Genomic DNA, 25,830 nt, shown 5'->3' with positions numbered 1-25,830 from the left:
GATTCTTTTTGAAGCAAGATTTATTTTGGTTTCTTTTTTAAAAACCCCTTGACAGTTTTAAAAAAAAGAGTATTATTATAATAAATGAAGAAAATTATAAAATTCTTATTTGTAATCGTAATATATGTGTTTTCTCTGAGTTTAAATGCTCAAAATTGTAGTTGGAGAAGTTATATAGATATTCCTGTTTCTATTTATTCTAATGGAGTTTTTGTTAATTTAAATGGGAATTATGCTATTAGGGAAGTAGAAGAGAAATTCGATATAAATGGTTCAATAGAATATGGATATGCCGGATTTGCTTTGGGATTAAAGATTCTTTCAGAAAAAACATTTTGCCTTGATTTGGCCTATCAGATTAATAAACAAAGAGGTTTTTTACCTAGCTTTTCAATAGGTGTTGAGAATATTACGACTGAGAAATATGTATCTCCCTTAAAAGAAGAGAGTTCTTTTGATTATTCTTATACTCCACGTCCTCCTGAAGTTGCTTCAGCGTATCTGGTTGGAACCACTGAGGTTGGAGGAGGGTTTGAATTTTCTTTAGGTTTAGGAAGAGGTAGGTTTGTGGGTTATGGACCCAGGAGTAAGTATATAAACTTTGATGTTTTTTCTGAAGAGAAGCATGAGAAGTTTGTTGTAGGACTTTTTGGTGGAGTGAGATATAAGACGCCTTTTGGTCTTTCCTTAATTGCCGAAGTTAATGGTAGAGATGCTAATGCAGGATTACAGTTTGAGAGGAAATTATTTAAAGGCACTTTGAGTTTAAATAAAATAGAACATTTTCTAGTGGAAGAGGAAAATTCAAATAATAGTCCAAGATTAAATTTAACTTTATCTTTTAATCCTGGAGGGCAAGGAGAGGTTTTGGGTCCAAGGATAGGGATTCTCAAGATTACTCTTAAAGATGAGAGTAGTGGAAGTTTAATTGGAGGAAAAGTTGTGGTTTCAAAAGGGGGAGAAGAAAAGACTTTTAATGTTTCAGCGAGTCAGAAGGCTACCCTTGAATTAGAGCCTGGGGTTTATACGGTTTCTGTTTTCTCTCCGGGTTATAAAACAAAAACAGCGCAAGTTCCAGTTAAGTCTGGGAAAGAACTTAATTTCGAGATTTCTTTATCTAAAGTTGTAAGTCCTGCTGTTGAAAAATCAATGAATTTGACCAAAGAGGCTTCTTTGGATTATAAAAATGGAAAACTTAAAGAAGCTAAAGAAAAACTTGAACAAGCAATTGTTTTATATCCGAATAATGAGAAGGCAAAAGAAGGTTTATCTCTTGTAAATAAAGCAATTGCAGATAAGATTGCATCCTTAGAAGTTAGTGCTAAGTCTTTAGAGAATTCTGGAAATATAAGGGATGCAATTGCCCTGTGGGAAGAAATTCTTTCCCTAAAAGGTGAGGAGGAATCTTATCAGATCAGAGCTCATATTAATTCTCTAAGAAGTAGGTTAGAGAAAAAAGCAACCCCTGTGACTTCTCCTTCTAAACCTTCTACACCTCCACCACCTCCGAAAGCAACTGCTCCTTCCGGCCCTTCTCTTTCTAAGCAAGAAATTGCAGATCTTTATGCTAAAGGTCTGAGTGCATATTTTGATGGAAATTATAAAGAAGCTATAAAATATTTTGAACAGGTTCTACGCGCAGATCCAAATCACGCGCAGGCTAAACGGTATCTCGCAGAAGCGAAAAAACATTAATGCTTTATAAAGAAGCAGGGGTTGACATCCACAAAGCAGAAAATGCTTTCTTAAAGGTTAAGCCATTTATTAAAAAGACGTTAACAGATAAGGTTTTAATTTCTCCTGGTCATTTTGGCGCAACATATAGAATACCAGATGGGTATAAAAAACCTGTGCTTGTTTCTTCAATTGATGGTGTAGGGACAAAGGTTCTTATTGCGATTGAATATGGTTATTATGAAGGTTTAGGTTATGATATCGTAAATCATTGTGTAAATGATATTCTTGTTCTGGGAGCAAAACCCTTATATATTTTGGATTATTTCGCTACAGGAAAACTCAAAGAGGAAATTTTTTTTGAAGTGATAAAAGGGATAGCTTCTGCTTGTAAAGAGAATGATTGTTCTCTTATTGGAGGAGAAACCGCCGAGATGCCAGGTATGTATGGAGAAAATATATTTGACCTTGCGGCTCAGATTACTGGTATTGTTGAGGAAGATGAGATAATAGATGGGAGTAAGATCAAAGAGGGAGATAAGGTTTTTGGCCTTCCTTCATCTGGTTTTCATACTAATGGTTATTCTCTTATAAGAAAAGTATTGAAGAAAGCAGGAATTTCTTTGCGAGATTATATAAAAGAATTAGGAGGTATTCTTGGAGATTTATTGCTTATTCCTCATAAGTCTTATTATAAAGAAATTTCTCCATTACTTAAGAAGATAAAAGGACTTTCTCATATTACTGGAGGAGGATTCTATGGTAATATTCCAAGAATTTTGCCTAAAAATCTTAGCTGCTATATAGATTTATCTGATTTTGAAATTCCTCCAATTTTCAGATTTATTCAGGAAAAAGGAAATATTCCGAATAAAGAAATGTTTAATGTTTTCAATATGGGTATTGGAATGATAGTGATTTCTGAGGAAGATATTGGTCTTGGAATAGAGATTGGGGAAATTAGGAGAGGTAAGAATCCTGTAGAGATTTATGGCATTTGAGTTTTTAAGTAATAAAAAAATTAGTAATATATTTACTTTTTTAATTTCTTTATTTATTGCAACAATTAGCTGGTATTTTGCAAAAACTAATGAAATAATTTCAATTGAAAAAAAACTAAAATTACAAATGAAAGTGAAGCAATATTTAATTGTAAAAAATTCTTCAGTGGACTCTGTAGAAATAAAGATTAGAGCAAAGAAAAGACAATTTGATCTTATCAGGACAAAGAAGATTTCTCCTATATTGATTTTACCTTTTGACAAACCAGGTATATTCAAAATTAAGTTAGAAGAAAGAAATATGACTTTTCCATCCTGGTTAGGAATTGAGGATTTTATTGTTAAAGCCCCAGATTCTATAAAAATTGAGATAGATTCTTTAATTGAGAAAAAAGTTAATTTAACTCCTGTAAGAGAAATGGTTTTTTTACCACAAAAGGTTACTATAATTGGTCCTAAGAGTTTAATTTCTAATATAGAATATCTTTCTCCAGATTCTATCCCTAAAGGTTTTATTACTACAATCACTATAGAAAATCCTCTAATTAAGGTTTATCCGAATAAGATAAAAAAGGTTAAGAAGTGATAATTTTAGGAATAGAAACTTCTTGTGATGAGACTGGTGTTGCTCTTTTAGAAGACGAGAGAGTTCTTTGTAATAAGGTTTATTCTCAAGAGATTCACGGTAAATTTGGAGGGGTGGTCCCTGAGATAGCTTCACGAGAACACGTTAAAAGGCTATTACCAATGACTAAGGAAGTCTTAGAGAAAAATGGGGTTACTATAAAAGATATTGATGGGATTGCAGTTACTTATGGCCCTGGTTTAGTATGCTCTCTTTTGGTTGGAGTAAATTTTGCGAAAGCTTTATCCTACTCGGCTAAAATTACTCTTGTTGGAGTTAATCATCTTGAAGCTCACATTTATTCTTCTTTTATTTATGAGAAGGAATGGCCCTATCCGTTTCTTTCTCTTTTGGTTTCAGGAGGTCATACTTTACTAGTAAAAGTTAATGGTTTTAGGAATTACGAAATTCTTGGTTCTACTCTTGATGATGCTTGTGGTGAAAGTTTTGACAAAGTTTCTAAGTTGATAGGGCTTGGTTATCCTGGTGGGCCTGCAATTGAAAAGTGGGCTAAGGAAGGGAAAGATGATGCATTTATTTTTCCTTTGCCAGATCCCCCTGGTTTGGACTTTTCTTATTCGGGTCTAAAAACGAGTGTTTTATATACCTATCTTGGTCTTCCTCAAGAGGAAAAAATTTATAGGATTCCTGATATTGCTGCTTCTTTTCAGAAAGTGGCTATTGAATCTTTAATAATTAAGATAAAAAGAGCTGTTAAGCTCACAGGTATTAAAAAACTTGCAATCTCAGGAGGGGTTTCGGCCAACAAATTGTTAAGAGAGAGATTAGGAGAATTAAATGTAGAATGGATTGCTCCTAAGAAAGAGTTTACAATAGATAACGGCGCTATGGTAGGATTTCTTGGATATAAACTTTTAAAAAGAGGAATAACTTCAAAATTAGATTTGAAAGTAAGTCCAAATCTGTTCCTTTAAATTAAAAATGTCTAAATCCCCTTGGGGGTGTTAGTTTTCCGTCTATATAAACTCCTTTTCCTTTTGAAACAAAACCAATTAAACTTACAAAATTTTCTTTTATTATAGAGGGAGAGGTAAATAACAATTCAAACTCTTCTCCTGAAGTTAGAACCATTTCTTTAAAGTCAAGAGAATGTTCTTTGGCAAATTTTTTACATTCGGAAGGCACAGGTATCTTTTCAAAATATATATTTAATTGGACCTTACTTTCTTCTGCAATATGATTAGAATCTATAAGGAATCCATCTGAAAGGTCAATCATAGAAGTGATTTTGTATTTCTTTTTAAGTTTAATTGACTCTTTACATCTAATTTCTGGTCTTAGGTGATATTTTGTAAGAGGAGATTTTATTCCTTTTTGTAGAGCGAAAAGGCCCATTCCAGATCCTCCAATATTTCCTGTAAGATAAATTTTGTCTCCTTCTTTTGCTCCACTCCGAGAAACGGGATTTTTTGTTGTTCCTCCTACTGTTATAGATAAAAACAAAAATGGAGATCTAACAGTGTCTCCTCCTAATAGATGGATAGAATATTCTCTCTCCCAAAATTCAATTCCACGAAGGATTTCCATAAACTCTTCAAATCTTTGATTTTTCTTAATTCCAATATTTAATAGAAACCATTTGGGAACCCCCCCACTGGCAGCTATATCAGAAAGAGCGGAAGCCAATGCTTTGTAACCTATATCGTAATAAGAAAAATATGAGGGAGTGAAATGCACTCCCTCAACAAACGAATCTACACTAATAATCTCAGTTTTACTTATTTGAACTACATCATCTCCAATCCACTTTCTCCTTTTCCGAAGAGTTTGGATTATTTCTTTTTCTAAGTCTTTACCTTTTATGGTTTTTCCCTTACTTCACAGCCTCTTTTAAACTTTTTCCAGGGCGAAACACAGGAACTTTCCTAGCAGGAACTTTAATAATTTGGTCGGGTTTCTGAGGGTTCCTTGCAACTCTTGCTTCTCTCTTTTTTACATAAAAAGTTCCGAAATCCACAATTGCAATACGTTTTCCTTGTTTGAGTCCTTTTACAATATTGTTTATGAGACTTTCTAACATTGCCTTAGCTTCTGTTTTCTTACAACCTACATCTTTTGCAATAGCATCAATTAATTCTTTCTTGTTCATTTAATAGCCTCCTTTTAATAATTTTAATAAAAGATTTTAGGTTTTTTTTCTTATCTGTCAAGGGTTTTTATTCTTCGGTAGAGAATTTATATAATATTATCTCTCTTCTCGTCTGGTTAGGATTTAGAATACAGGAAGGGAAATTAGGTTTATTGGGAGAATCTGGGTAGTATTGAGGTTCAATGCAGAATCCGTAATGCTTGTTATATATTTTCCCTCCTTTTCCCTTAAGCCCATTGAGAAAGTTTCCTGTGTAGAACTGAAACCCTGGCTTTGTAGTATAGATTTCCATTACTCTACCACTTTCAGGTTCTATAACTTTACATACAAGGGAAAGAGAATCTTCACTCTTTGTTATAACGAAGTTGTGGTCATACCCTCCATGAAATTTTTCCTCTAACTGGTCTATTCTTGATCCTATTAATTCAGGTTTGGTAAAATCTAATGGGGTTCCAACAACACTTTTAATTTCTCCTGTTGGAATTAAGCCTTCATCTACAGGAGTGAATTCTTTCGCGTTTAACAATAACTTGTGTCCTAAAATGTCACCTTTTCCCTCTCCTTTAAGATTGAAATAAGCGTGATTTGTTAAATTTACAGGTGTAGGTTTATCGGTTTCCGTTTCGAAGACTATTTTTAGTTCGTTTTTTTCCTTATCAATAATGTACTTTACTACACTTTTTAAATTTCCAGGGTAGCCTTCTTCTCCATCTTTACTCAAATATGTGAATTTTACTCCGATTCCTTCTTCTTTTTTTAACTCTTCTCCATCCCATACTTTCTTCCCAAACCCTTCTATTCCTCCATGAAGATGGTTTTCCCCGTCGTTTTTTGCAAGAATATATTCTTTTCCCTCAAGGGTGAATTTGCCTTTTCCAATTCGATTTGCGTAACGTCCAGCTGTTACCCCCATATAAGTTGGGTCATTTATGTAATCTATAAGACTATCGAAACCTAAAATAATGTCTTCAAATTTTCCTTTTTTATCAGGAACTTTAATAGAAACTAAAGTAGCTCCAAATTCCATTACCTTTACTTCCATTCCTTTGGTATTTCTTAGTGTATATAATGTAATAGAATCCCCTTTTGGTGTAGTTCCAAAATTTTCTTTTTGGACTCCTGGTGATAATGTTCCTTCAGTGCAACTTAAACAAAAGATAAAAGAAGTAAATGGAATTAATCTTTTGCATAGAGTAAAATTCATTTTTCCTCCTTTCTTATTTAAACAAAAATATTTTATGCAATTTCCTCAAAAAGTCAACTCTTTTTTATTCCATCTTTATAATTTTCACTTTTTTATCTTGAGAGAAAATTTTTAGGATTTCTTCTTTTGCTGAGAAATAAATTATTTGCCATCCTTTTAAACAAATATTTCTAAGCATATTTACTAAAACTAAGAGTCGGTCAGAGCTTGCTTTTATAAATGGATCATCAAGAATGAAAAAACCTTTCTTGTCTGAAAGTAATTTTTCTCCAAGGGCAAGTCTTATTGCAAAATAAAGTTGATCGTAAGCTCCTCCAGAAAGTTGCCAGGGAGAAAGCCTTGTTCCGTCTTTTTTTGTAACTTTTATTTCTTCCGTTTCTATTTCAAACTCTACGTTTATATAAACTCCCTTTGTCATCTCAGAAAAAAGAAAAGAAACAGAACTTTCTTCTCCAAAAAGCTCCTCAATTTTGTTTTTTTCTTCCTCTTCTATTTCCCTTAAAATATTAAGGGCTATTTTAGCGTCTTCTTTTATATCCTCTTTTTCTTTTACAAAGTTTTTTATTTTTATATAAATATTTTCCAGATCCCTTAATCCATTACAAAGGAAGGTTTCTTCAGGTAGGATTTCATTTGCTTTCCTTTCTATTTCTTCAAACCTTTTGCTTAAATTAAGAAAATTTTGCTCGTATTTGCTTTTTTCTTCTTTTAGATTGGAAATTTCTCTATTTAATTTTTCGTATTCTTTTTCTTCAAAATTGATATCAAGAGCTTTGTCTTTAAATGGTTCTAGCTCTTTAAGTTTTTCTTTCGGTTCTATTCCTAATAGGCTTTCTAAAACCTTTTTCCCCTCTCTTATTCGCATTTGAAGTTCTTTTTTCTTTTCGAGCTTTTCTTTAAAATCTTCTATTTTATTGAGTAAAATTTTAGATTTTATCTTTTCGATTATTTCTTTCCCTTTTTCTATTTCTCTTTCAAGTTTCGAAATTTTATTTAGGATTTCTCTTCTCTTATTTTTTAAAGTTTCTATTTCGATTTCCATCTCTTTAATCTCTTCTTTTCTTTTTTCGAAATCGGAAGTAAATCTTGCAATCTCTTCTAAAATTTCTTCAAATTCTTCACCCTTTATTCCATTTTCTGCTAAAGAAAGTTTTAACTTTAAAAAGTTTTTTTCCCATAAGAGCTTAACTCGTTTAATTTTGATTTGTAAAAATAGAAGGATAAGAGAAAGCATTGTGAAAAATAAAGTAAATAATTTAAATATAAATAGATCTTTTTTTAAAAACCCTAAAAAAGAGATAAATAACATAACCATAGAAAAAACAAATAAAGGAACATTTGTAATTAAAGAAGAGGCTTTTGAAGAAACTTCTATAAATTTTTCTTTTAAATTTGTTAGCTCATAATTTGCTTTATCTATATTTGTTTTTTTCTTTTCTATTATTTTAAACTCTCCTCTTATCTCATTTAGTTCGTTTCCTTTAACTTCTATTTTTTCTTCGGTTTTGCTTAATTCTTCTTTTGACTCTTTTATTTCTCTTTCCATTCTTTTAAGTTCTTTTTCTACTTCTCTCCAGATATTGTAATCCTCTTCTGTAAATATCTCTAAATCTTTAAGTTTTTCTTCGCTTTCTTTTATTATACGAGATGCAGAAGAGGCTTTTTCATATGTTAATCTTTTCCTTGCTTCTTCAAACTTTTCTTTTAATATTTCTTTTTCTATAAGTGTATCTGAAATTTCTATTAGCTTTTTTTCAAGCTCTTCAAGACCTTCTTCTTTAAGTTGATTTTTAAGCTCTTTTATTTCTTCTAAGAGCTCCAAAGATTTTTTTATTTTTGATTTTAAAAACCCATCTTCTTTTTTGTTAGAGAATTCACAACTCGGTGTCAATTGGGTAATTTCCAAGATTTTTTCCTTAAGGAGTTTTATTCTTTTTGTCTTAAGACCTGTTAAACGATTTGTAATTTCTGAATAGAGAGAGGGTTCCGAATCAATTGATAAGTCGCTGTTTCTTATAATAAAGATATTTCTCCATTCTTCTTTAGAAATGGGTAAAAGATCATCGAGATGAATCTTTTTGCTAAGTTTCCTTTCTCCTTCTTCAGTTGCTATTACAACATATCCCTCAGGTTCTTCTTCTACTCTATCAATATTCTTAAAATATCTTGAGTTTCTACCAAGCAGTAGTTTTATTAGAGCTTCAAGAGTGAGGGTTTTCCCTGTTTCATTTACTCCGTAAATTAAGTTAAAAAGATCAAGGGTTATTTTCCCTTTATCGGAAAGAGGACCATAATTAATTATCCTGAATTCTTTTATTCTCATTTTTCGCTTTCAAGAATACTTCTTATAAATAAAGTTTTAATTTCTCTTTTTCTTTTCGTTGGAAATTTTTCCAATTTTTCTACGAAAATTTTAAAGAGATCATCTTCGGTTAAGTGCTTTATTCCTCTTGTTTTATTTTCAATTTCCAAATTCTCAAACCTGTATTCAATTTCTTTTATTTCTCTTTGGAACTCTTCTTCTTTTTCTTCTATATAACCTGTAATGGTTAACAAAACTTTTGCCTCTTTTGGAATTTCTTTTAATATTTTTTCTATTTCTTCTTTTATCTTAATTTTATCTTCTGGATTTATGGAGAGGTTTATTTTTTGGTAGTAAAATGTATTTATAAAATGTTGCTTTGGCGGCTTACCCAATTCAAAGAGATTTACCGATCTTTTCCCTATTTCTTTTCTTGTGATTGAGATAGGGGAACCAGGATATACAAAAAAGCCGTCCGGAGAAAGCGAGTATACCTGAAAATTAGTGTGGAAGTGTCCCGCAAGAACGTATTTTAAGTTAATATTTTCAAAGGCCGAGAGCCAAACACCCATATAATTGGTTTCTTCTTCTCCAAAATCAGAGCCAGAGAATGAGTGGTTAAGAAGTTCTCCATGGAAAAGAAGAATGTTTACCTTATTATCTTTGGTTGCAAGTTCTTTTATTTTTCTCAGATTATTTCGTATCTCTTCTGCGCCAATTTTTTCAAAGGGGTATCCAAAGAATCTTACATTTTCATATTCAAGAGGTTCATTTAATTTTCTTATTATTTTTATTTTTTCTCCGAGGAAAAAATCTGAATTAAACACTTTCTCATCGTGATTCCCTGGAATGATTATAAAGTCGTATTCTACATTATTCAAAAGAGGTCGAAGTTCAGGATATAGTTTATTGAAGCTTACTTTCTCATCAAAAAGATCCCCTGAGATAACAAAAAATTTTACTTTTTCTTTGTTTGCAAGATCAATTAAATGCACAAAAGCTTTCCAAGAATTATCTTCGTATTCTCTTAGGTGGATATCAGATGTATGTAGAATTTTTACCATAGCTTTTCAAGTTTAATTCCCTTATAATAATGATTTAAGATACTTTTGTAATTGTATCCTTCTTTTGCCATTTCCATTGCTCCATATTGACACATTCCAACTCCGTGTCCATAACCTTTTCCAGAGACAATTATTTGATTACCTTTAACCTTTATTTGAAACATAAGGGATTTTAAAGAACCACGATAATCGCTAAAAAGTCTTCTTATCGCATCTTTTTCTAAATAAAATTTTCCAATATCTGTATTTATTTCTATAGTTCTTACTCTATTTGTTTTTGTTCTCTTTGTTATTTTAATCCACTCAATTTTACCTGGGGCTTCTCCGAAAAGTTCCTTAATCTGTTTTTTCACATTTTCAAAGAACTCTTTCTTATCATAAATTCTCTCCCACCTATAGTGAGGAGATTTTCCACAGAAAGGTTCTCCAGATCCTTTAGAATCTTTAACGGATCTAAGATAAGGAATTTTTTCTCCAATCCAGACATTTTCGTTGTCTTCGGTAACTCCTCCACAAGTGGAAGAATATTTTGCGTCTATTACCTTTCCTTTGTATGTTGCAACTATTCCTCTTGTGGACTCAATGGCCCTTTCTATTAGATGATTGGGTTCACCCAATCCTTCGTAAACTTGGTGCCATATGGTAGGGCTAATATCAAAAGGTTCTCCGGATTTTATATTCGCCATAGCATAAGACCTTGCAGCTACTGCTTGAGCTTTCAATGCTTCTATTTGATCCTCTTGAAGTTTGCCAATTTCATAAGGCACAACCCCTTTTAAATATTCTTCTATCTTTACCTCATTTACTATTAAAATATCATAGCTTTTCAATATTTTTATTATTCCTGGATAAAGTTTTCCATCAATTTTAATGGGTTTATTCATTGGGTGAACTGTAATAGGGAGAGTTGGATCTTCTATGGTTCCTTCGGACGTTATAATTCTTAAATAAGGATTAAAATAAATAGAAATCTTACCTGAAATGAGCGTATTTTTCTCTGCTATAGAAAGCTTTATTTTTGAATCGGAAGAAAGTTCTAATTTTTCAGGATTTTTTTGAAGTAGTATTCTTACAGTAGGTTCTTCTTTTAATTTCCTGACAAAAAAAGGGGTACAGGAAATTGCAAATGTTAAAATGATAAAGAAAAAATTAGCTTTTGATTTCATTTATTATTTTTTCTATCTCTTTATAATGTGTTCCTTTCCAGAATACTCTATTACACTTAGGACATTTTTTAAAATCGTGGTGAACTTCAAAAATGTAGGGAGGGACTTCTTCTTTAATGGTTTCTTTTTTTACTTTTTTTATTAATTCATTGCAAACAGGACAACGGGAAAAAGGGGATTCTATTTTTAAGAATTTTATTACTTGTTTTAGCTGGTCAAAAAGATTTTCTGATTCTATTAATATTGCGTCCTCATATTTTTCTTTTAAGGCTTTGGATCTGGTTAAAATAATACGATTTTCATTTTTACTTTGATGTATTATTGTTTTGCCATTCGTGTTTCTATAATATGAAGTATCAAAACCTAAAAGCCTAAGCCATTTTGCGAGCCGTCCCAACATAAAATCACAGATGAATTTTGGAGATTCTCTAATATAGCCCTCCTGTTTCTCTAAGAAATCTTCCAATAATCGTAAATCCAAATATTATGGCCCATAAAATGCTCAAAAAAATGATTATTATTGTAAAAACCCCATTTAGAACAAAAAAAGTCTTGAGAGAGGAAAACATATCTCCGAGAGATTCAAAACCACCCTCGGTAACAGCTTTACAACTCTTTGATATTCGTAAGAGAATAATCCCAATCCATATTTGAATCCAGGCTATCACTGCACCTACAATTGTCATTGCATAAACTCCACCTGAGACAATCCAAAAAATTGCAAGAAATTTTATCCAACCACTCATTTCCTTACAACTTGTGCTCAATTTTTGCTCCAATTCTTTTTTTGTTCTCATTCTTCCTCCTTTATAGAGAAAATAGAGAAATACTATATTTAAGTCAAGGGTCTTTTTCTGAATCTAAAAGAAAGCATCGTTTCCCTTCCTTTTTTCTACAAGTTTTCTCCTCGCATTTATAACAGATTTCATTTTTTAAGTGGCCACCTTCAAAATATTCTTTAATGTTTTCAAGGGTTATTTTTGCGATATTATATAGCGCTTCCTTTGTGAAGAAACCCTGGTGGGATGTTATAAGAACGTTTTGGAATGTTAGAAGTCTTGCGAGAATATCATCACTTATCGTAGAAGAAGAAAAATCTTCAAAGAAATATTCGGTTTCTTCTTCATAAACGTCAAGTCCAGCATAACCAATTTTGCCTTTTTTTAGACCTTCTATAAGAGCTTTTGTTTTTATTAATTCTCCTCTACCTGTATTAATAATCATTACACCATCTTTCATTTTTGCTATACTTTTTTCGTTTATTATATATCTTGTTTCTGGTGTCAAAGGACAGTGAAGGGTAATCACATCAGATTTTTCTAACAGTTCTGTTAATTCAACATATCTAAAACCGTTTTTTTTAGCGTATTCTTCATCGGGCTTTGGATCCATTGCAAGAATATTCATTCCGAAACCTTTTAGAATTTCTATTACCACTCTTCCGATTTTACCCGTTCCAATTACACCTACAGTTTTTCCAAACATATCAAATCCTAAAAGACCGTCGATAGAAAAATTTCCCTCTCTTGAGCGAAAGTAAGCGCGATGTATTTTTCTGTTGAGGGCAAGCATTAAAGCCACTGTGTGTTCGGCAACACTATGGGGCGAATAACTAGGAACTCTAACAATGTGGATGTTCCCAAAAGCTGCGCGGAGATCTACGTTGTTATAGCCTGCGCAACGGAGAGCGATAAGGTTTATCCCGTTTTGTTTTAGAATTTTTATAGTGGCTCTATCAATTGTGTCGTGAACAAAAGCACAAACACTATCAAAGCCTTTTGAAAGATTCGCAGTATCCTTGTTTAAGCGACTAGTGAAGTATTTTAACTGAAATCCATAATCTTTATTAACTAAGTCAAAAAACTCTTTATCATATCTCTTTGTATCAAAAAAAGCAACAGAAAATTTTTTATTCATTAAAACAATTTTTAATTATGTTTGACTTTTTTGCAACCCTTGACTAAATCAATTTTTTATTTTGTGGGAGTCTGGCAATGAAATATATAGCACTTTCCTCCAGAATTTTTAAATATTTCAATATCTCTTTATTAACCTTAATTACCCATTCTTTAAACATTGAATTTATTTCTGGTGTTATAATTCCGGATATCTACTTACTTTGCTTCATATTTTAATTTTTATCTTAATTACTGAGCTTAGCGATTACTAAGTATTCCAAACGCATCGAGAGCTCTTTTGTCTTTTAATTGATAATAAATAAAGGGACCTTTTTTCTTTCTGTTTTTATAAATTTGTGTATAACGTAAAGAGGTTCAAATGATGGAAAAAAGAGGCTGAGAAACTCTTTTTTATTTCTGGGATTGACAGAAAAGCTCTTTAGATTATTTTATATAAAATGATTAATTTTTATAAGTTAGTTTTTTCCTCTATAATTATAGGCACTCTTTTTCTAAAAGCGGAACCTTCTGGTGGACCATATGGACCAATAAGACAAACTTATGAATTGCCAGAGGTAAAAGGAAAGATTTATTATGTTGCTCCTTATGGAAGATCTGGCTCTATGGGAGAATCTATTGAAGACCCTACGACCTTAGAAGCAGCTATTGAGAGAGTGAAAACTGGAGATGCAATAATAATGCGAGGAGGAATTTACCGGACTGGAAATTTAATGTTGAATCAGGGGATAATTATCCAACCCTATAAAGATGAACAGCCTATATTAAAAGGAACCTATATAGCAAATGATTGGGAAAATTTGGGGAACGGGCTTTGGAAAACTAAGTGGAAATATTTATTTCCTTCTGAGCCTGCAGATTGGTGGCAAAGGCAATTCCACGGAAAAGAAACACCACTTCATCGTTTCAATAATGATGTAGTTTTTGTGGACGGAAAGTTCTTACAATCAGTTGGATGGGAAGGAGAAGTTAACGAAAATACTTTCTTTATTGATTACGTAAAGGAAGAGATATATATAGGGGTGGATCCTAAAAAACATTTAATAGAGATCACTGCTTTCCCTATAGGTATTATGAGAACAACTGGAGAATGTCATGGGAAAAGTTCGGATAAAAGGGGTCCAATAATAAGGGGAATAACTTTTACTCAATATGCCAGTAGGGCAATAGAAATTGAAGGCGTAGAGCCAGAGAGCCCTTCTCATGAGTCAAAATATGGAAAAGAAGTAATAGGAACTATTTTAGAAAATTGTGAAATTTCTAACTGTGGAGAGTTAGGTGCGAAACTTAGAGGAGATAGTCTTGTGGTTCGTCATTGCAAAGTTAGTAATACAAGCACGGAAGGTCTTTACATCGTTGCCTCTTCAGATGTTCTTTTAGAAAGAAATATATTTACTCAAAATAATATTGAGAGAATCACAGGATATTATCCTGCAGCGGTTAAAATTTTCAATCAATGCCACAGAGTTATCTGTAGGGATAATCTTGTTATAGATCTTCCATATTCTAATGGGATTTGGTATGATGTTGGAAATGTTGATGGTGTTTTTGTTAACAATTGGGTTCAAAATGTAGGGATTTTACAAAAAGAATTACCAAGAAGATATTGGCCAACCAATAATGGATTTTTCTTTGAAATTTCAAAAGGGGTGATTTGTGCCGGAAATGTATTTGTTAATTGCGAACAAGGAATTTTTATCCTCAATAGTTCAGGTGCTCAAATCTATCAAAACACATTTATAAATAGCACTGTTAATATTGGAAGAACAGGAAGAACCCCTGCTACTGATCGGCTTTTTGGTTGGCATTCAGCTACAGGTCCAGATGTAGAAAAAAGGGAAGGCCATATTTTTGTTAACAATCTTCTTGTGGGAGATGAGAATTTTAATAGGCCTCTATTTATAAGTTGGCAAGAACCATCTTTATGTAGAAAACTAAAAAAACCACAATTGAAAAAAATGGATTATAATGTTTATATAAGAAAAGAAGAAAAATCTGAACCTTTGATTCTGTGGGGGCCAATTGAAAATAATGAAGAATGTCAAATTCCTTTGAGGACCCCAAAGGATTTGAGTAAAATTTATAAAGATTTTTCTACCCATAGTCTTTATTTTCTTAATTACAGAGACCCTATATTTAGAAGCTGGGAACTTGGTAATTATCAATTATTAAAAAATTTCCCAAATGCAGGGACAATTTTACCAGAAGAAGTAAAGAAATTTCTTGGAGATAACGTTGGGGAGAGTCCTTTTGTTGGGGCTTACCCTCCAGGTCAATAAGGGAGTTTTCTTGAAATTTGTTTTTGTTTATACAACCTTACCCAATAAATTAATTGCAAAGAAGATAGGTAGAATATTAGTGGAAGAAAAATTGGTTGCCTGTGTTAACTTTTTCCCAATTGAGTCTATTTATAGATGGAAGGAAAAATTAGTAGAAGAAAAGGAATTTATTCTTATTATGAAGACAAGAAAATCTCTATATAAGAAATTAGAAAAGAGGCTAAAAGAGATTCATCCATATGAAATTCCTGCGATTGTTTCTTATGAGATTAAAAATGGCTTTATTCCTTATCTATCCTGGATTGAAAAGGAAACCATAAGAGATAAATAAAAAATATTCTTTATTTCACGAGAATCAGTTTTTGTTTTGCTATTAGATTTTCTTGGATAAGATAAACTAAGTAAATCCCTTGTGGCACTTCCTGTGGAATCCATTCTATCTTATAGCTCCCAATTTCCATATTCCCGGAAAGTAAAGTCTTTATTTCTTCTCCAGCTAAATTATAAATCTTTAAGCTTACAAAACCTCTTTTAGGAAGATCAAAAAAGATTGTAGTCTTTCCACTAAATGGATTTGGGCTATTATACAATTTTAGAGTGCTAATATTTTCTATAGGTTCTTCAATTCCTTGCCCAAGAAGAGCTGACTGAATTGCATAATAAGCTGGTTTTGCAGAATAGTTAGAATCAGCTCCGTTGAAGAGAGAGGGGTACCATTCAATATGCCATCCAAAATCATCTTGTATATTCCAAGTATTCCAGCCAACTTTGCCTGTAAAACGTTTTTCAAGTAGAATATCTAAAATAGCGCGATAGGTAACAGCTTGTTTTTCAAAATTCTCTGGGGTCGCACCAGTTTTAATCCAAACACTTGCTTCTGTAATATGAAACTCAAGACCTTTGCTATGCGCCCAATCAATTAAATTTCTTAAGGCGGTTAAATTATTACTATTTTTTTCCCATCCTACATCAACATGGGCTTGCCAACCTATTCCATCTACACGGAGCCCTAAATTATCTATAAGATGGCTTATTGTTTTTTTTATTAAAGTCCAAGAAGAGTTCGTTGGATCTTCGTGGTGATTGTAAATAAGCTTAATATCAGGAGCGTATTCATTTGCAATCTGAAAGGCTTTTGTTATGTATTTAGGTATAATTAATTTACCTTCTGGTAATTGGAAAGTATCTAAACCAATCTTATACCAAGGGCATTCCCAATCGGGAATTCCAGGCTTATCCTTATGCCAAGAACCTTCTACAGCAGTTTCATTTACAACGTCCATATATTTAATTTGGGTTGAATCATTATATTTCTGGCAAATAGCTCTTAGAAATTGAGTCATATTTGTATCAAGTTCGGTAGGGGTTCTACTATCGTCTCGTGCCCAAGGAGAACATTGAGGACCAATAGGGCAATGCATTCTAAGTATTTCAATTTCACGACCATAGTAACTCTTGCACTTTTTCATATAAGTAAACCAAGCATCAGCTTGTGACCAATTCCAAGTTGAATTATCAGGATGAATCCATTCTTGTTTAAAATCATTTTCAGGAGTTACATAGTTAAATTCATAACATAAAATTCTTCCCACTTCTCCGCCCAAAGCTTGTTGGCTTCCTGTGGTTCCACCAATAATAATACTATCGCCATATACGGGATCTCGATATTTCTCTACCACAATCTCTCTTAGCCTGGGGCCAGAGGGTATCTTATAAGCGTAGATTTCTGAGATACATATTAAAAATAATATAAATATACGTTTCATTCTAACCTCCCTAAATCCTTTAAATAAAAATAATTTTGAATTTGAATTTTGTCAAGGCTTGATTAAAATTATGTATTTTTTATTTTTCTAATATATGAAAGAAGCAATGTTTTATGAAAAAATTGAAAATAAAAAAGTTAGGTGTCATCTTTGCGGTTGGAATTCTATTCTTCCTTTTGGATGTATAATAGAGAAAGATAAAACAGGTATTTGTAGGGTAAGAAAAAATATTGATGGCACACTTTACTCCCTTATATATGATAAGATAAGTTCAATGGTAGTTCACGAAATAGAAAGAAAACCTCTTTATCACTTTGCACCTGGAACTAAGGCATTCTCAATATGCACTCAGGGTTGTAACTGGAGATGTAAATATTGTCAAAATTGGGCGTTAAGTCAAGGTGAAATATATGGAGAAGGAATTACTCCAAAAGAAATTGTGAAAAGAGCAAAAGAATCGGGTTCAAAAGGTATAAGTTACACTTTTACAGAACCTATAATATTTTATGAATTAACTTATGAAACATCCAAGATCGCTAAGAAAGAAGGGTTATACACTACATATGTGACTAATGGATTTATAAGTCCAGAGCCGATAAGGGAAATTTCTCCTTATCTTGATGCTGTTGTTGTAAATTTTAAGGGTTCTGGAAATTTAGATTTTATGAAGAGATACGTTGGAGTTCCTTCTATAGAACCTATTTACAATGCATTACTGGAATTTAAAAGAAATAATATTCATATTGAGATAACTGATTTAATTCTCCCTGAAGTTGGGGATTCTAAAGAAGATATTAGAAAACTTACAATTTGGATAAGGGATAATCTTTCACCCGAAACACCTTTACACTTCTTAAGATTTTATCCTGATTATAAAGTCTTAGATCTTCCATTTACCCCGATTGAAACACTAAATGAAGCATATAAAATAGCGAAGGATGAAGGTATGAGATATGTTTATCTTGGTAATGTTGACGATAGTAGGTTAAATACTTACTGTCCAGAATGCGGAACACTTTTAATAGAGAGAAAATGGATGAAATTAATAAGTATAAAACTTAAAGATTCAAGATGCCCTATTTGTGGAACTTCTATAAATATAAAAGGAATAGAATATGCTAATTATTAGTGGATTAGACTTAATTAATGAAAGAAGGCTTATTACATATATAAGAAAAAGGAAGTTATGGATGAAAAAGGGGAATTAATCAAAATATTGGTTGAGTTTTTAGGAGATAGGTTTTCTTCCCGGTTAAGAATAGATCTTTCTTCTATTAAAAACGAAGAGATTTTTAAATGGTTTATTGCTTCCATTCTTTTTGGAGCGAGGATTTCTGAAACTATTGTTATAAATACATATAAAGAGTTTGAAAAAGAAAGAATAGTTTCCCCTTATATGATATTGAAAACTGGTTGGGATGGACTAGTAAGGATTTTAGATAATGGTGGATATGTGAGGTATGATTTTAAAACAGCTACTAAACTTTTAGAGGTTATAAAGAACTTTAAAGAGATGTATGGAGGAGATTTTAACAAATTACAAAAAGAAGCTAAAGATCCAAAGGATTTAGAAGATAAAATAAAAGCTTTGGGGAAAGGAATTGGAGAAGTTACTGTAAGGATTTTCTTAAGAGAATTACGAGGACTTTGGGATAAAGCAGATCCTCCTCTTTCTCCTTTAGCTCTTAGGTCGGCCATAAATTTAGAGTTAATAAGTAGGGAGGATGATGTTTTCTCGGGCTTAGGAAAACTAAAACTTCTTTGGAGAGAAAATAAAATAAAAGATAAAGAATTTGTAGATTTTGAGACAGCTCTAGTTCGCCAAGGAAAAGATTTTTGCCGAAGAAGAAAATGCGGTGAGTGTATAGTGAAAAAATATTGCTCTTTAGGTTTGGAATCAAAAATTTCCTAAAAGTTAGCCTTATATTTAAAAATAATATTTAATTTTTAAAAATAGCTCATCATTTTCTTTTATTCTTCCAAAATTAGTCGTATTCTTACCGTCTATCCATCTGATTCCAAGAGTAATTTCGGCATCCTCAAGAGGATAATAGGTGGCTTCTGGTGATAGAATAAGAGCGTAGTTGTTTTTTATATCTTTTAAATCTTTTATTTCTATCCCCCCAGCTAAGGGAGTTATTTTTATTTTATCATCTAAAAGCTTCCTTTCTACTCCAAACATAAAATAATCTTCCAGATTATCCTTTCCTCTTTCGTGAATAAAGCCATGGAGATACTGAATATTAATGTAAATGCCATTTTTGAAAGTGTAATCTGTCCCAAGAACATATTTAACATAAGGATTGTCGTCTAAAACAATTGATTCTTGTATACCCATTCCTAGAGCGGACAAATCTGTCGTTAGGTTTACTTTCTCAGGGAAAAATACTGCCGCTTCAGCCCAAATTCCAAAACTACCCAAAGCTCCTGCAAAATCCATCCCTACTATCTGGATTTTCGGATAGATTAGTTCGGTCGCAATATCTATTTCCCCTGGAGTGTCTGTAGGGATAAATGTCACTTTTCTTGCTAAAGGTAAATCATCTCTACCATATACATAACTTAAAGAAAAATCATAATCAAAAAGATTTTTTGATATTTTACCTCCCATTATAGAACTTTCTTTAGGATTGTTCTTTGGCATAATAATGGTGTCGGTTGAATTTCTGAGAACAAGCCCGGAAGGTAATTGTATAATAGAAGAGAAAAGAGAAGCCCAGTTACCTCGTGGTAAAACACTAGGCGTAAAATGAGGAATATAAACACCTGTAAATGTCCAATCTCCAAGATAATAAGAAGATCTGAGTCCATTAGAACCCAAATGTCTTCCGAAATCCCAGATATCTTCAAGATCATCTGGATTAAGATTATCGGTTGGGTTTAGCTTATCTGCTACCCCCCATGCAATGCGTTGCTTTCCAATCCGAACATCAAGATTATTGAAAAGAAATCCGTAAAAGTCAATATATACTTCCCGGAGTTCTAAATTCAAAGGAGAAATTTTATCTTTACTACCCAAATCAGAACTATTTTTCAGTGTTGAAAAACCTAATGTTCGGAGCCAGATTTCGCTGTAAAAATGAGCTTTTTCTCCTGGATTAGTCTCTCCTTTTAGACTAAGCCTATATTCTTCCCAGGAAAATTCGTTATTACCTTTTAAACGAATCCTGTTATCGGTTTGGAAATAGCCATTCCATTTAGCATTATGTGATGTACTCTCTTGGCCAGGAAGAGGATAAAAAAGACAAAGGAGTAGTAATTCTATTATTAAACATATACGAAAGACCATTCTGTTTACCTCCTTTATTATCTACTTAAATAACGTTCTGTGAAAATTTCGTCGGATAGTTTTGAATCGAATTTTATCTCTTCTAAAATCATTATTGTCTTATGCCTTGCTTTTAAATCTTCCATTTCGGATTCTCTGGATATCCAATAGTTTCCTACCGTTTCAATTCTTTTATTTGTCATAACTTTATAGAGATTCTCTCCTTTATCATAATATTCAATTTTACTTGTGCAAAAGTTATCGCACCTCACCCACATAATCAACTTCGAATAATCCGTCTTGACCCCTTCTTTAGGTTTAAGTTGAAGAATGAAATGATTTTCTTCTTTTTTAAGTAGCTCTGGTATGTATTTTTCTGAATATCTTATCGCCTCCATATCTTCATAGGTAAAATCAGTCCCTGCGAATTTTGTATTTTTTATATGGGAAGCAATTCGCCTTGTTTTTTTGAAGGCTGGTAGATATAAATACATAATATCATTTGGAAGAGAAAGAACACCAATACCCTTCTGAGAAGCGGGGGATAGAAATTTCACTAATCTTTTGTGACTTCCTTTCTGAAGCATGCTTATTTCTCGTTCTTCTATCCCCTTTTCGTCAATAAGAATAATTTTTACTTTTAAGCTCTGGTCCTCTGGAGCGTTAACAACATTATCGACTTTCTCAAGTATTTGAGAGGCAGTTAGTTTTTCTTCTTGTGCTTTAATTGGTAGACTACTTATTATAATTAAAACACATAGATTTACTGAGAATATTTTTTTCATTTTTGACCTCCCTTTTTATAATTTTACCCATTTTTCTTTAGTTAAAAGAATTATTGCTGGTAAGATGGTTAAAGTAGCAGTTCCAGAACTTAGCATTGTAATTGCTATAAGAATTCCAAGGTGTTGAAGTGGGACAAGATTACTCATAACTAAAACTAAAAAGCCCATCGTTACAGTTAACACATTGATTAATATTGCCTTGCCTACTGTGTTTAGGGTGGTATTCAATGCTTCAGCTTCATTTCTATTTTTAAAAAATTCTTTGCGAAAGCGGTTTGTAAAGTGTATTGGGTAATCAATTCCAATTCCAATGGAAATACTACCTACAAGCACTGTTGCCAGGTTCAAGGGGATTCGTAAAAACCCCATAAAACCAAATAGAATTAAAAGAGTAAGTACGATTGGAATAATCCCGATAAATCCCTCCACAAATGACCGCTGCAAAAGAATCATACATATAAATACAAAAATAATAGCGATAATTAAACTCAATAACTGACTTCGAATAATAGCCCTATCCATGTGTTGATAGATAAATGGTATTCCTGTCACCTCAATAGTTATAATAGAAGAATCCGTATTTTTGCTGATATATTCTTGAATGTTCTTGTCTAATTTGTCCATTTCTCTTGGATTATCAACAGTTGACATAGTTGCTTGAATAATTGCTTCTTTCTTGTCTTGAGAAACTAATTGTTCTATCATTTCTTGACCCTCAATAAGAAACCATAAATTTTCTATTTTTTCTTTGCTATCTGGAATTTTTTTGCCTTCTCCTATTACATCATTCATTTCTTCTATAATATCCACAATTGACTGGGGATTATAAATGTATTTTTGTGATTTTATAAATTCTTGTAATTTTTTCATTTCGTTTAAAACTTTTGGTTCTTGGATGTCGCCCTTTATCAAAAAATAAACAGGAAGGTCTCCATAAAATTTGTTCCGTATCATTTCTGAAGACTTCCTCATTTCACTTCCTGATTTAAAGTATTTTGTCATATCTGAACTTCTTTTAATCGTTATAATATTAGAAGCGCTAAAGAGACAAATTAATATTCCTATAATAACGATAGGTTTCTTATTCTTTAAAATCCATCTACCGAGCATATTTGCAAACAGATTAAATTCTTCTTTGCTTTTTTTCTTATGAATACTTTTATTCACCGAAGTATTCTTGACTGGTAAAAATGACAGGAGAGAGGGCACAAAAGTAACAGAAATTATAAAAGAAAAGAGAATTCCAAAAGCCGAAAGAATGCCGAAATCCCGAATTACAGTTAAATAAGAACCAAAAATAAAAGAAATAAATCCTATCATTGTTGTTATTGCCGCTAAAAATATTGGTAATGCAACTTCATTTAAGGAAAATTTGATTTGGTTAATCCTATCATTAAATTTTTCCTCATCTTCAGAAACCCTACAGATCACATGAATACAATAAGCACTGCCAACTGCAATTAAGATTATAGGAATCACATTTGTAACCAAGGTGATTTGAATTTTAAATATGTTCATTACTCCGAGTACCCAGATAATACTAATAAGAACAGAAAGGATTGGAAGAATAACTCCTCTAAAAGAATGGTAGCTTAAAAATAAAACTATTACAATTATAAGAAGAGAAAGAATAAGCAGAAATCTTAAGTCCTTTAAAATAATTTTATTCACTTCAAGTATATTAAAAGAATAACCTGCATAATAAACTTTTTCTTCTATATTTGCTTCTTCAACAATTTTCTTTATTTCCTTAGCTATCTTTACTTCATCACTTCCATCTCTAATCCGACAAATAATTAAAGCTGCCCTCGAATCCTCTGAAACTATCCGTCCCTTGTACATATCCTTTGAAAGGGTATAGTTTTTTAAACTCTTAAGTTCCTCTTCAGTTGTAGGTAAATTATATTCATCAATAAGCTTTGCGATTTCTATCCCTTCAGGAGTCTTTTTAATATCAAGAATATTTGTCAAACTTGTCACATATGAAACACCATCAATGAGCCTGAAATTAGAGGTTAAATAGTTAATTCTTTCAATTGTTTCTTTTGTAAAAATTTCATTCGATTCCAAGGCAACCATTGCTATATGTTTTCCACTATATTTTTCACTGATATAATTCAGCGTTCTTACTATCTGATCACTTTTGGGAAGATAACTCGAAAAATCCGAATTGATTTTCAGATCTTTAATAAAATACCCAAATATAAAAGTAAGAAGAGAAACCACAAAAATAATTGGTATACGGCATTTAATTACTAGATTGGGAAACTTCCCCATCTTACAAATCCTCTTTTATAAATGTAGACCAATTTGGTCTTTTGTTCGTCTCATAGGCAAAAAATTTTTTATCTTTTAACTATTCCATAAAAAAGAATCTCCAATAAATTATCAATATATCTTTCGGCTTTTTTAACATCTTTTTCTTTAATCCAAGAGTATTCCATACCTTTTAAGATAGAAACAATAGTGCTTGCTGCCCTATCTAAATTTTCGATTTCATAAACTCCCCTTTTACAACCTTCCTTCAATATTTCTTTAATTACTTCAATTTCTTCTTTATCGTATTTTTCTCTTAACTCTTCAATATAATCATATTGTTTGAGATATTCATCTTTTAATGCACTATATAGATTTGCCAGCTGGTTTATCATACGCATTCTTGTTAAAATGTAAACGTGTAATTTTCCCTGAGGGGTGTTTTCACGACTAACCGTTCTTGTTATTTCTTCTCTAAACAAACTAGCTTCTTTCTCTATTATTGCTTTGAAAATTTCTTGCTTGCTTGTAAAGTAATGATATAAGGAACTTTTTGCCTTATTGATTGATTGTGCAATCTCGTCCATTGTTGTTTTTCTAAAACCGAATCTCGCAAATATGTCTTGAGCCGACTTTATAATAATTTCTCTAAGATCTTTTTGTGTTCTTTCCATCTTTCTTCTCCTTAATTGTATATATCGACCAAATTAGTTTTATATTCGAAATATAAAAAGTTTTATGAAAAAGTCAACCCCTCTTTATGGAATTATTTCGGCCTCTTTTCTATGTTTAAATTACTTTTTATTTTGGGGTGCTTAGGATTTTCTTTATTTCTTCTACAGATGGAACCTTACCTGAAATAACAACTTTTCCATCGATAATCACGGCAGGTGTCATTCTGACTCCAAGTCTTGCGTATTCTCTTATATCGTAAAGATGAGAAATCTCGGCAGAAAGTTTCAACTGGGCGCAGGCTTCTTTTACAGCCTTCTCGGTCGCCAAGCACCTTGGACAACCAGGTCCTGCAATTTGAATTTTCATCTATTACCTCCTTTTAAAACAATTTAAAGATGTAAGCCAATACATAGTAAATTCCAACCAGAATAAAAATAATTCCTGTAACTTTCTTTGTAATCGCTTCAAGTTTGACTGCTCTTTTATACATTCTGCCTATGTGGGAAGAACCAAGAGCAATGAAAATAGCAAAAAGTAAAACAGGTAACCCCGTTCCCATTCCATAAAATAGCGGCAAAATCACTCCTGAATTTGCCTTAAGTGCGATAGGTATAAGACTCCCAAAAAATAGAGCGGCAGAAACAGGACAGAACGCAAGAGCGAAAAGCATTCCCAAAAATAGAGAGCCGAAAATGCCTATCTCGTCGAGTTTTCTCTGCCAGGACTCAGAAACGAAAATGCTCGGTATTTTTATGTTAAACAACAAATCAAGTAAAAACATTCCCACCAGAATCAGAAGTATTCCCAGGATTTTGTTGATGTAGAGCTGGAGGAAATTCGAAACGAGGGGAATATTAACGGCTGCCCTAACAACGAGAAAACCAATAACAATATAGGTTATCGCTCTTCCCATTGTGTAGAGAATCCCAGATAGAAGAACAACAGCCTTATGCACAATTCTGTATGACACAAATGATATCGCAGCAATATTGGTTGCAAGAGGACAGGGACTTATCGAAGTCAATATCCCAAGCCATAATGCCGTAAGGAGTGGTAGAATTCCCATTATCTTGTGTCCTCTAAAAACTTCTCCACTTCATTTTTAACATATTGATAGAAATTTTCTTTACTGTGAACATAAGACCAGACCTCGGTGAGATTTTTCCATTTTTTCTCCTTATTATCTTCCCAGAGTGAAATTATGAGAGATTTTGTGTATAGCTGGTAATCCTGGATGAAATGTCTATTTTCTGGTTCCTCTACATTTATAGAACTGAACTCCAATATTCCATCCTTCAACTCCCTTGCGAAATAAGATTCGATTGCTTCTTTTGAATATCTTTCAATTGTAAGGCAGGTGGGGCATCGGTGGGTTCCATGAAAATAGTAGGCAAGCACTTTTTTCTTCTTCTCTTCTTTTTTGGGAGCCGAATTTTGCGTTTTTGTTTCATTCTTTGTTGCATTAACATCAGGAATTTCAGGGGCTTTTTCAGTAATAGTATCCACCTCCTCTCGGATTTCTTCCTTTTGCATTTTTTCCTCTTTTTTATTCATGATTTCTCCTTTGATTAGATAAGCAATGCTAAGTAGGACAAAAGCGAGAAGAAGAACAGAAATCACTTTTTTCACCTTCATTTTTTCTCCTTAAAATATAAAGTTTCCAAAGAACCATCCTACCAAAGTTCCAAGAACAACAATAAGAGGGACATAGACAAGGGCTTTTTTAACCCCGAATACTC

Annotated in this window: 25 protein-coding genes; 8 read left to right on the top strand and 17 right to left on the bottom strand. The window is 32.3% G+C overall.

What is annotated here, in order from left to right; genetic code table 11:
- Positions 1–84 precede the first annotated feature (84 nt).
- Genes ABIN61_04690 through tsaD form a run of 4 tightly spaced genes read left to right on the top strand, consistent with a single transcriptional unit; the run spans position 85 to position 4,235 of the window.
- Positions 85–1,695: a tetratricopeptide repeat protein gene (locus ABIN61_04690; protein ID MEO0293505.1), complete on the top strand. Its 1,611-nt coding sequence runs from the start codon at positions 85–87 to the stop codon at positions 1,693–1,695.
- Positions 1,695–2,675 carry a phosphoribosylformylglycinamidine cyclo-ligase gene (gene purM, locus ABIN61_04685; GenBank protein ID MEO0293504.1) on the top strand — a complete coding sequence of 327 codons (981 nt, stop codon included), beginning with the start codon at positions 1,695–1,697 and terminating at the stop codon, positions 2,673–2,675. Before ABIN61_04690 ends, purM begins: the two co-directional genes overlap by 1 nt.
- Complete coding sequence (locus ABIN61_04680; protein ID MEO0293503.1) at positions 2,665–3,261, top strand: hypothetical protein; 597 nt, start codon at positions 2,665–2,667, stop codon at positions 3,259–3,261. Before purM ends, ABIN61_04680 begins: the two co-directional genes overlap by 11 nt.
- Positions 3,258–4,235 carry a tRNA (adenosine(37)-N6)-threonylcarbamoyltransferase complex transferase subunit TsaD gene (gene tsaD, locus ABIN61_04675; GenBank protein MEO0293502.1) on the top strand — a complete coding sequence of 326 codons (978 nt, stop codon included), beginning with the start codon at positions 3,258–3,260 and terminating at the stop codon, positions 4,233–4,235. Before ABIN61_04680 ends, tsaD begins: the two co-directional genes overlap by 4 nt.
- Position 4,236: 1 nt before the next feature.
- On the opposite strand, the gene thiL is transcribed toward tsaD, so the two are convergent.
- From thiL to ABIN61_04630, 9 genes are all read right to left on the bottom strand, one after another.
- Positions 4,237–5,064, bottom strand: a complete 828-nt coding sequence (thiL, locus tag ABIN61_04670; protein MEO0293501.1) for a thiamine-phosphate kinase — start codon at positions 5,062–5,064, stop codon at positions 4,237–4,239.
- 70 nt (positions 5,065–5,134) lie between these two features.
- Positions 5,135–5,410: an HU family DNA-binding protein gene (locus ABIN61_04665; protein ID MEO0293500.1), complete on the bottom strand. Its 276-nt coding sequence runs from the start codon at positions 5,408–5,410 to the stop codon at positions 5,135–5,137.
- 67 nt (positions 5,411–5,477) lie between these two features.
- On the bottom strand, positions 5,478–6,614 hold the full coding sequence (locus ABIN61_04660) for an aldose epimerase family protein (protein MEO0293499.1): 1,137 nt from the start codon (positions 6,612–6,614) through the stop codon (positions 5,478–5,480).
- A 64-nt stretch (positions 6,615–6,678) separates the two neighbouring features.
- On the bottom strand, positions 6,679–8,937 hold the full coding sequence (locus ABIN61_04655; protein MEO0293498.1) for an AAA family ATPase: 2,259 nt from the start codon (positions 8,935–8,937) through the stop codon (positions 6,679–6,681).
- Positions 8,934–9,980, bottom strand: coding sequence for a metallophosphoesterase (locus ABIN61_04650; protein ID MEO0293497.1), 1,047 nt, complete (start codon positions 9,978–9,980; stop codon positions 8,934–8,936). Before ABIN61_04650 ends, ABIN61_04655 begins: the two co-directional genes overlap by 4 nt.
- Positions 9,974–11,146 (bottom strand): SpoIID/LytB domain-containing protein, encoded by a 1,173-nt coding sequence (locus ABIN61_04645; GenBank protein MEO0293496.1) that lies wholly within the window; start codon positions 11,144–11,146, stop codon positions 9,974–9,976. The genes ABIN61_04650 and ABIN61_04645 overlap by 7 nt, the downstream gene beginning before the upstream one ends.
- Positions 11,130–11,612, bottom strand: a complete 483-nt coding sequence (locus ABIN61_04640) for a Mut7-C RNAse domain-containing protein (GenBank protein ID MEO0293495.1) — start codon at positions 11,610–11,612, stop codon at positions 11,130–11,132. Before ABIN61_04640 ends, ABIN61_04645 begins: the two co-directional genes overlap by 17 nt.
- Entirely contained in the window at positions 11,575–11,943 is a 369-nt protein-coding gene (locus ABIN61_04635; GenBank protein MEO0293494.1) for a DUF5362 family protein, read from the bottom strand. Before ABIN61_04635 ends, ABIN61_04640 begins: the two co-directional genes overlap by 38 nt.
- A gap of 43 nt (positions 11,944–11,986) precedes the next feature.
- Positions 11,987–13,063 carry a 2-hydroxyacid dehydrogenase gene (locus ABIN61_04630; GenBank protein MEO0293493.1) on the bottom strand — a complete coding sequence of 359 codons (1,077 nt, stop codon included), beginning with the start codon at positions 13,061–13,063 and terminating at the stop codon, positions 11,987–11,989.
- Between the two features lie 439 nt (positions 13,064–13,502).
- On the opposite strand from ABIN61_04630, the gene ABIN61_04625 reads away from it, so the two are divergent.
- Together ABIN61_04625 and cutA are read left to right on the top strand one after the other, a co-directional pair.
- Positions 13,503–15,341: a right-handed parallel beta-helix repeat-containing protein gene (locus ABIN61_04625; protein ID MEO0293492.1), complete on the top strand. Its 1,839-nt coding sequence runs from the start codon at positions 13,503–13,505 to the stop codon at positions 15,339–15,341.
- 10 nt (positions 15,342–15,351) lie between these two features.
- Positions 15,352–15,672 carry a divalent-cation tolerance protein CutA gene (gene cutA, locus ABIN61_04620; protein ID MEO0293491.1) on the top strand — a complete coding sequence of 107 codons (321 nt, stop codon included), beginning with the start codon at positions 15,352–15,354 and terminating at the stop codon, positions 15,670–15,672.
- Between the two features lie 10 nt (positions 15,673–15,682).
- Here cutA and ABIN61_04615 read toward each other — a convergent pair whose 3' ends face one another.
- Entirely contained in the window at positions 15,683–17,107 is a 1,425-nt protein-coding gene (locus ABIN61_04615; GenBank protein MEO0293490.1) for an endo-1,4-beta-xylanase, read from the bottom strand.
- Positions 17,108–17,201: 94 nt separating this feature from the next.
- Here ABIN61_04615 and amrS point away from each other — a divergent pair, with 94 nt between their 5' ends.
- The gene (gene amrS / locus ABIN61_04610) at positions 17,202–18,236 is read left to right on the top strand and encodes an AmmeMemoRadiSam system radical SAM enzyme (protein ID MEO0293489.1); all 1,035 of its coding nucleotides are present in this window, start codon (positions 17,202–17,204) and stop codon (positions 18,234–18,236) included.
- Between the two features lie 57 nt (positions 18,237–18,293).
- The gene (locus ABIN61_04605) at positions 18,294–19,019 is read left to right on the top strand and encodes a hypothetical protein (GenBank protein MEO0293488.1); all 726 of its coding nucleotides are present in this window, start codon (positions 18,294–18,296) and stop codon (positions 19,017–19,019) included.
- 15 nt (positions 19,020–19,034) lie between these two features.
- Here ABIN61_04605 and ABIN61_04600 read toward each other — a convergent pair whose 3' ends face one another.
- From ABIN61_04600 to ABIN61_04570, 7 genes are all read right to left on the bottom strand, one after another.
- On the bottom strand, positions 19,035–20,396 hold the full coding sequence (locus ABIN61_04600; protein ID MEO0293487.1) for a DUF1302 family protein: 1,362 nt from the start codon (positions 20,394–20,396) through the stop codon (positions 19,035–19,037).
- 17 nt (positions 20,397–20,413) lie between these two features.
- Positions 20,414–21,160 (bottom strand): outer membrane lipoprotein-sorting protein, encoded by a 747-nt coding sequence (locus tag ABIN61_04595; protein MEO0293486.1) that lies wholly within the window; start codon positions 21,158–21,160, stop codon positions 20,414–20,416.
- Positions 21,161–21,175: 15 nt separating this feature from the next.
- Positions 21,176–23,437: an efflux RND transporter permease subunit gene (locus ABIN61_04590; protein MEO0293485.1), complete on the bottom strand. Its 2,262-nt coding sequence runs from the start codon at positions 23,435–23,437 to the stop codon at positions 21,176–21,178.
- Positions 23,438–23,505: 68 nt separating this feature from the next.
- Positions 23,506–24,090 (bottom strand): TetR/AcrR family transcriptional regulator, encoded by a 585-nt coding sequence (locus ABIN61_04585; protein MEO0293484.1) that lies wholly within the window; start codon positions 24,088–24,090, stop codon positions 23,506–23,508.
- A 127-nt stretch (positions 24,091–24,217) separates the two neighbouring features.
- Positions 24,218–24,457 carry a thioredoxin family protein gene (locus ABIN61_04580; protein ID MEO0293483.1) on the bottom strand — a complete coding sequence of 80 codons (240 nt, stop codon included), beginning with the start codon at positions 24,455–24,457 and terminating at the stop codon, positions 24,218–24,220.
- A 13-nt stretch (positions 24,458–24,470) separates the two neighbouring features.
- Positions 24,471–25,157: an aromatic aminobenezylarsenical efflux permease ArsG family transporter gene (locus tag ABIN61_04575; GenBank protein ID MEO0293482.1), complete on the bottom strand. Its 687-nt coding sequence runs from the start codon at positions 25,155–25,157 to the stop codon at positions 24,471–24,473.
- On the bottom strand, positions 25,157–25,726 hold the full coding sequence (locus tag ABIN61_04570) for a nitrophenyl compound nitroreductase subunit ArsF family protein (GenBank protein ID MEO0293481.1): 570 nt from the start codon (positions 25,724–25,726) through the stop codon (positions 25,157–25,159). The genes ABIN61_04575 and ABIN61_04570 overlap by 1 nt, the downstream gene beginning before the upstream one ends.
- Between the last annotated feature and the right edge of the window lie 104 nt (positions 25,727–25,830).

This window comes from candidate division WOR-3 bacterium (genome assembly GCA_039804165.1).
Classification (GTDB): domain Bacteria; phylum Hydrothermota; class UBA3072; order UBA3072; family UBA3072; genus JAFGHJ01.
This window is presented reverse-complemented; position numbering and strand designations above follow the sequence as displayed.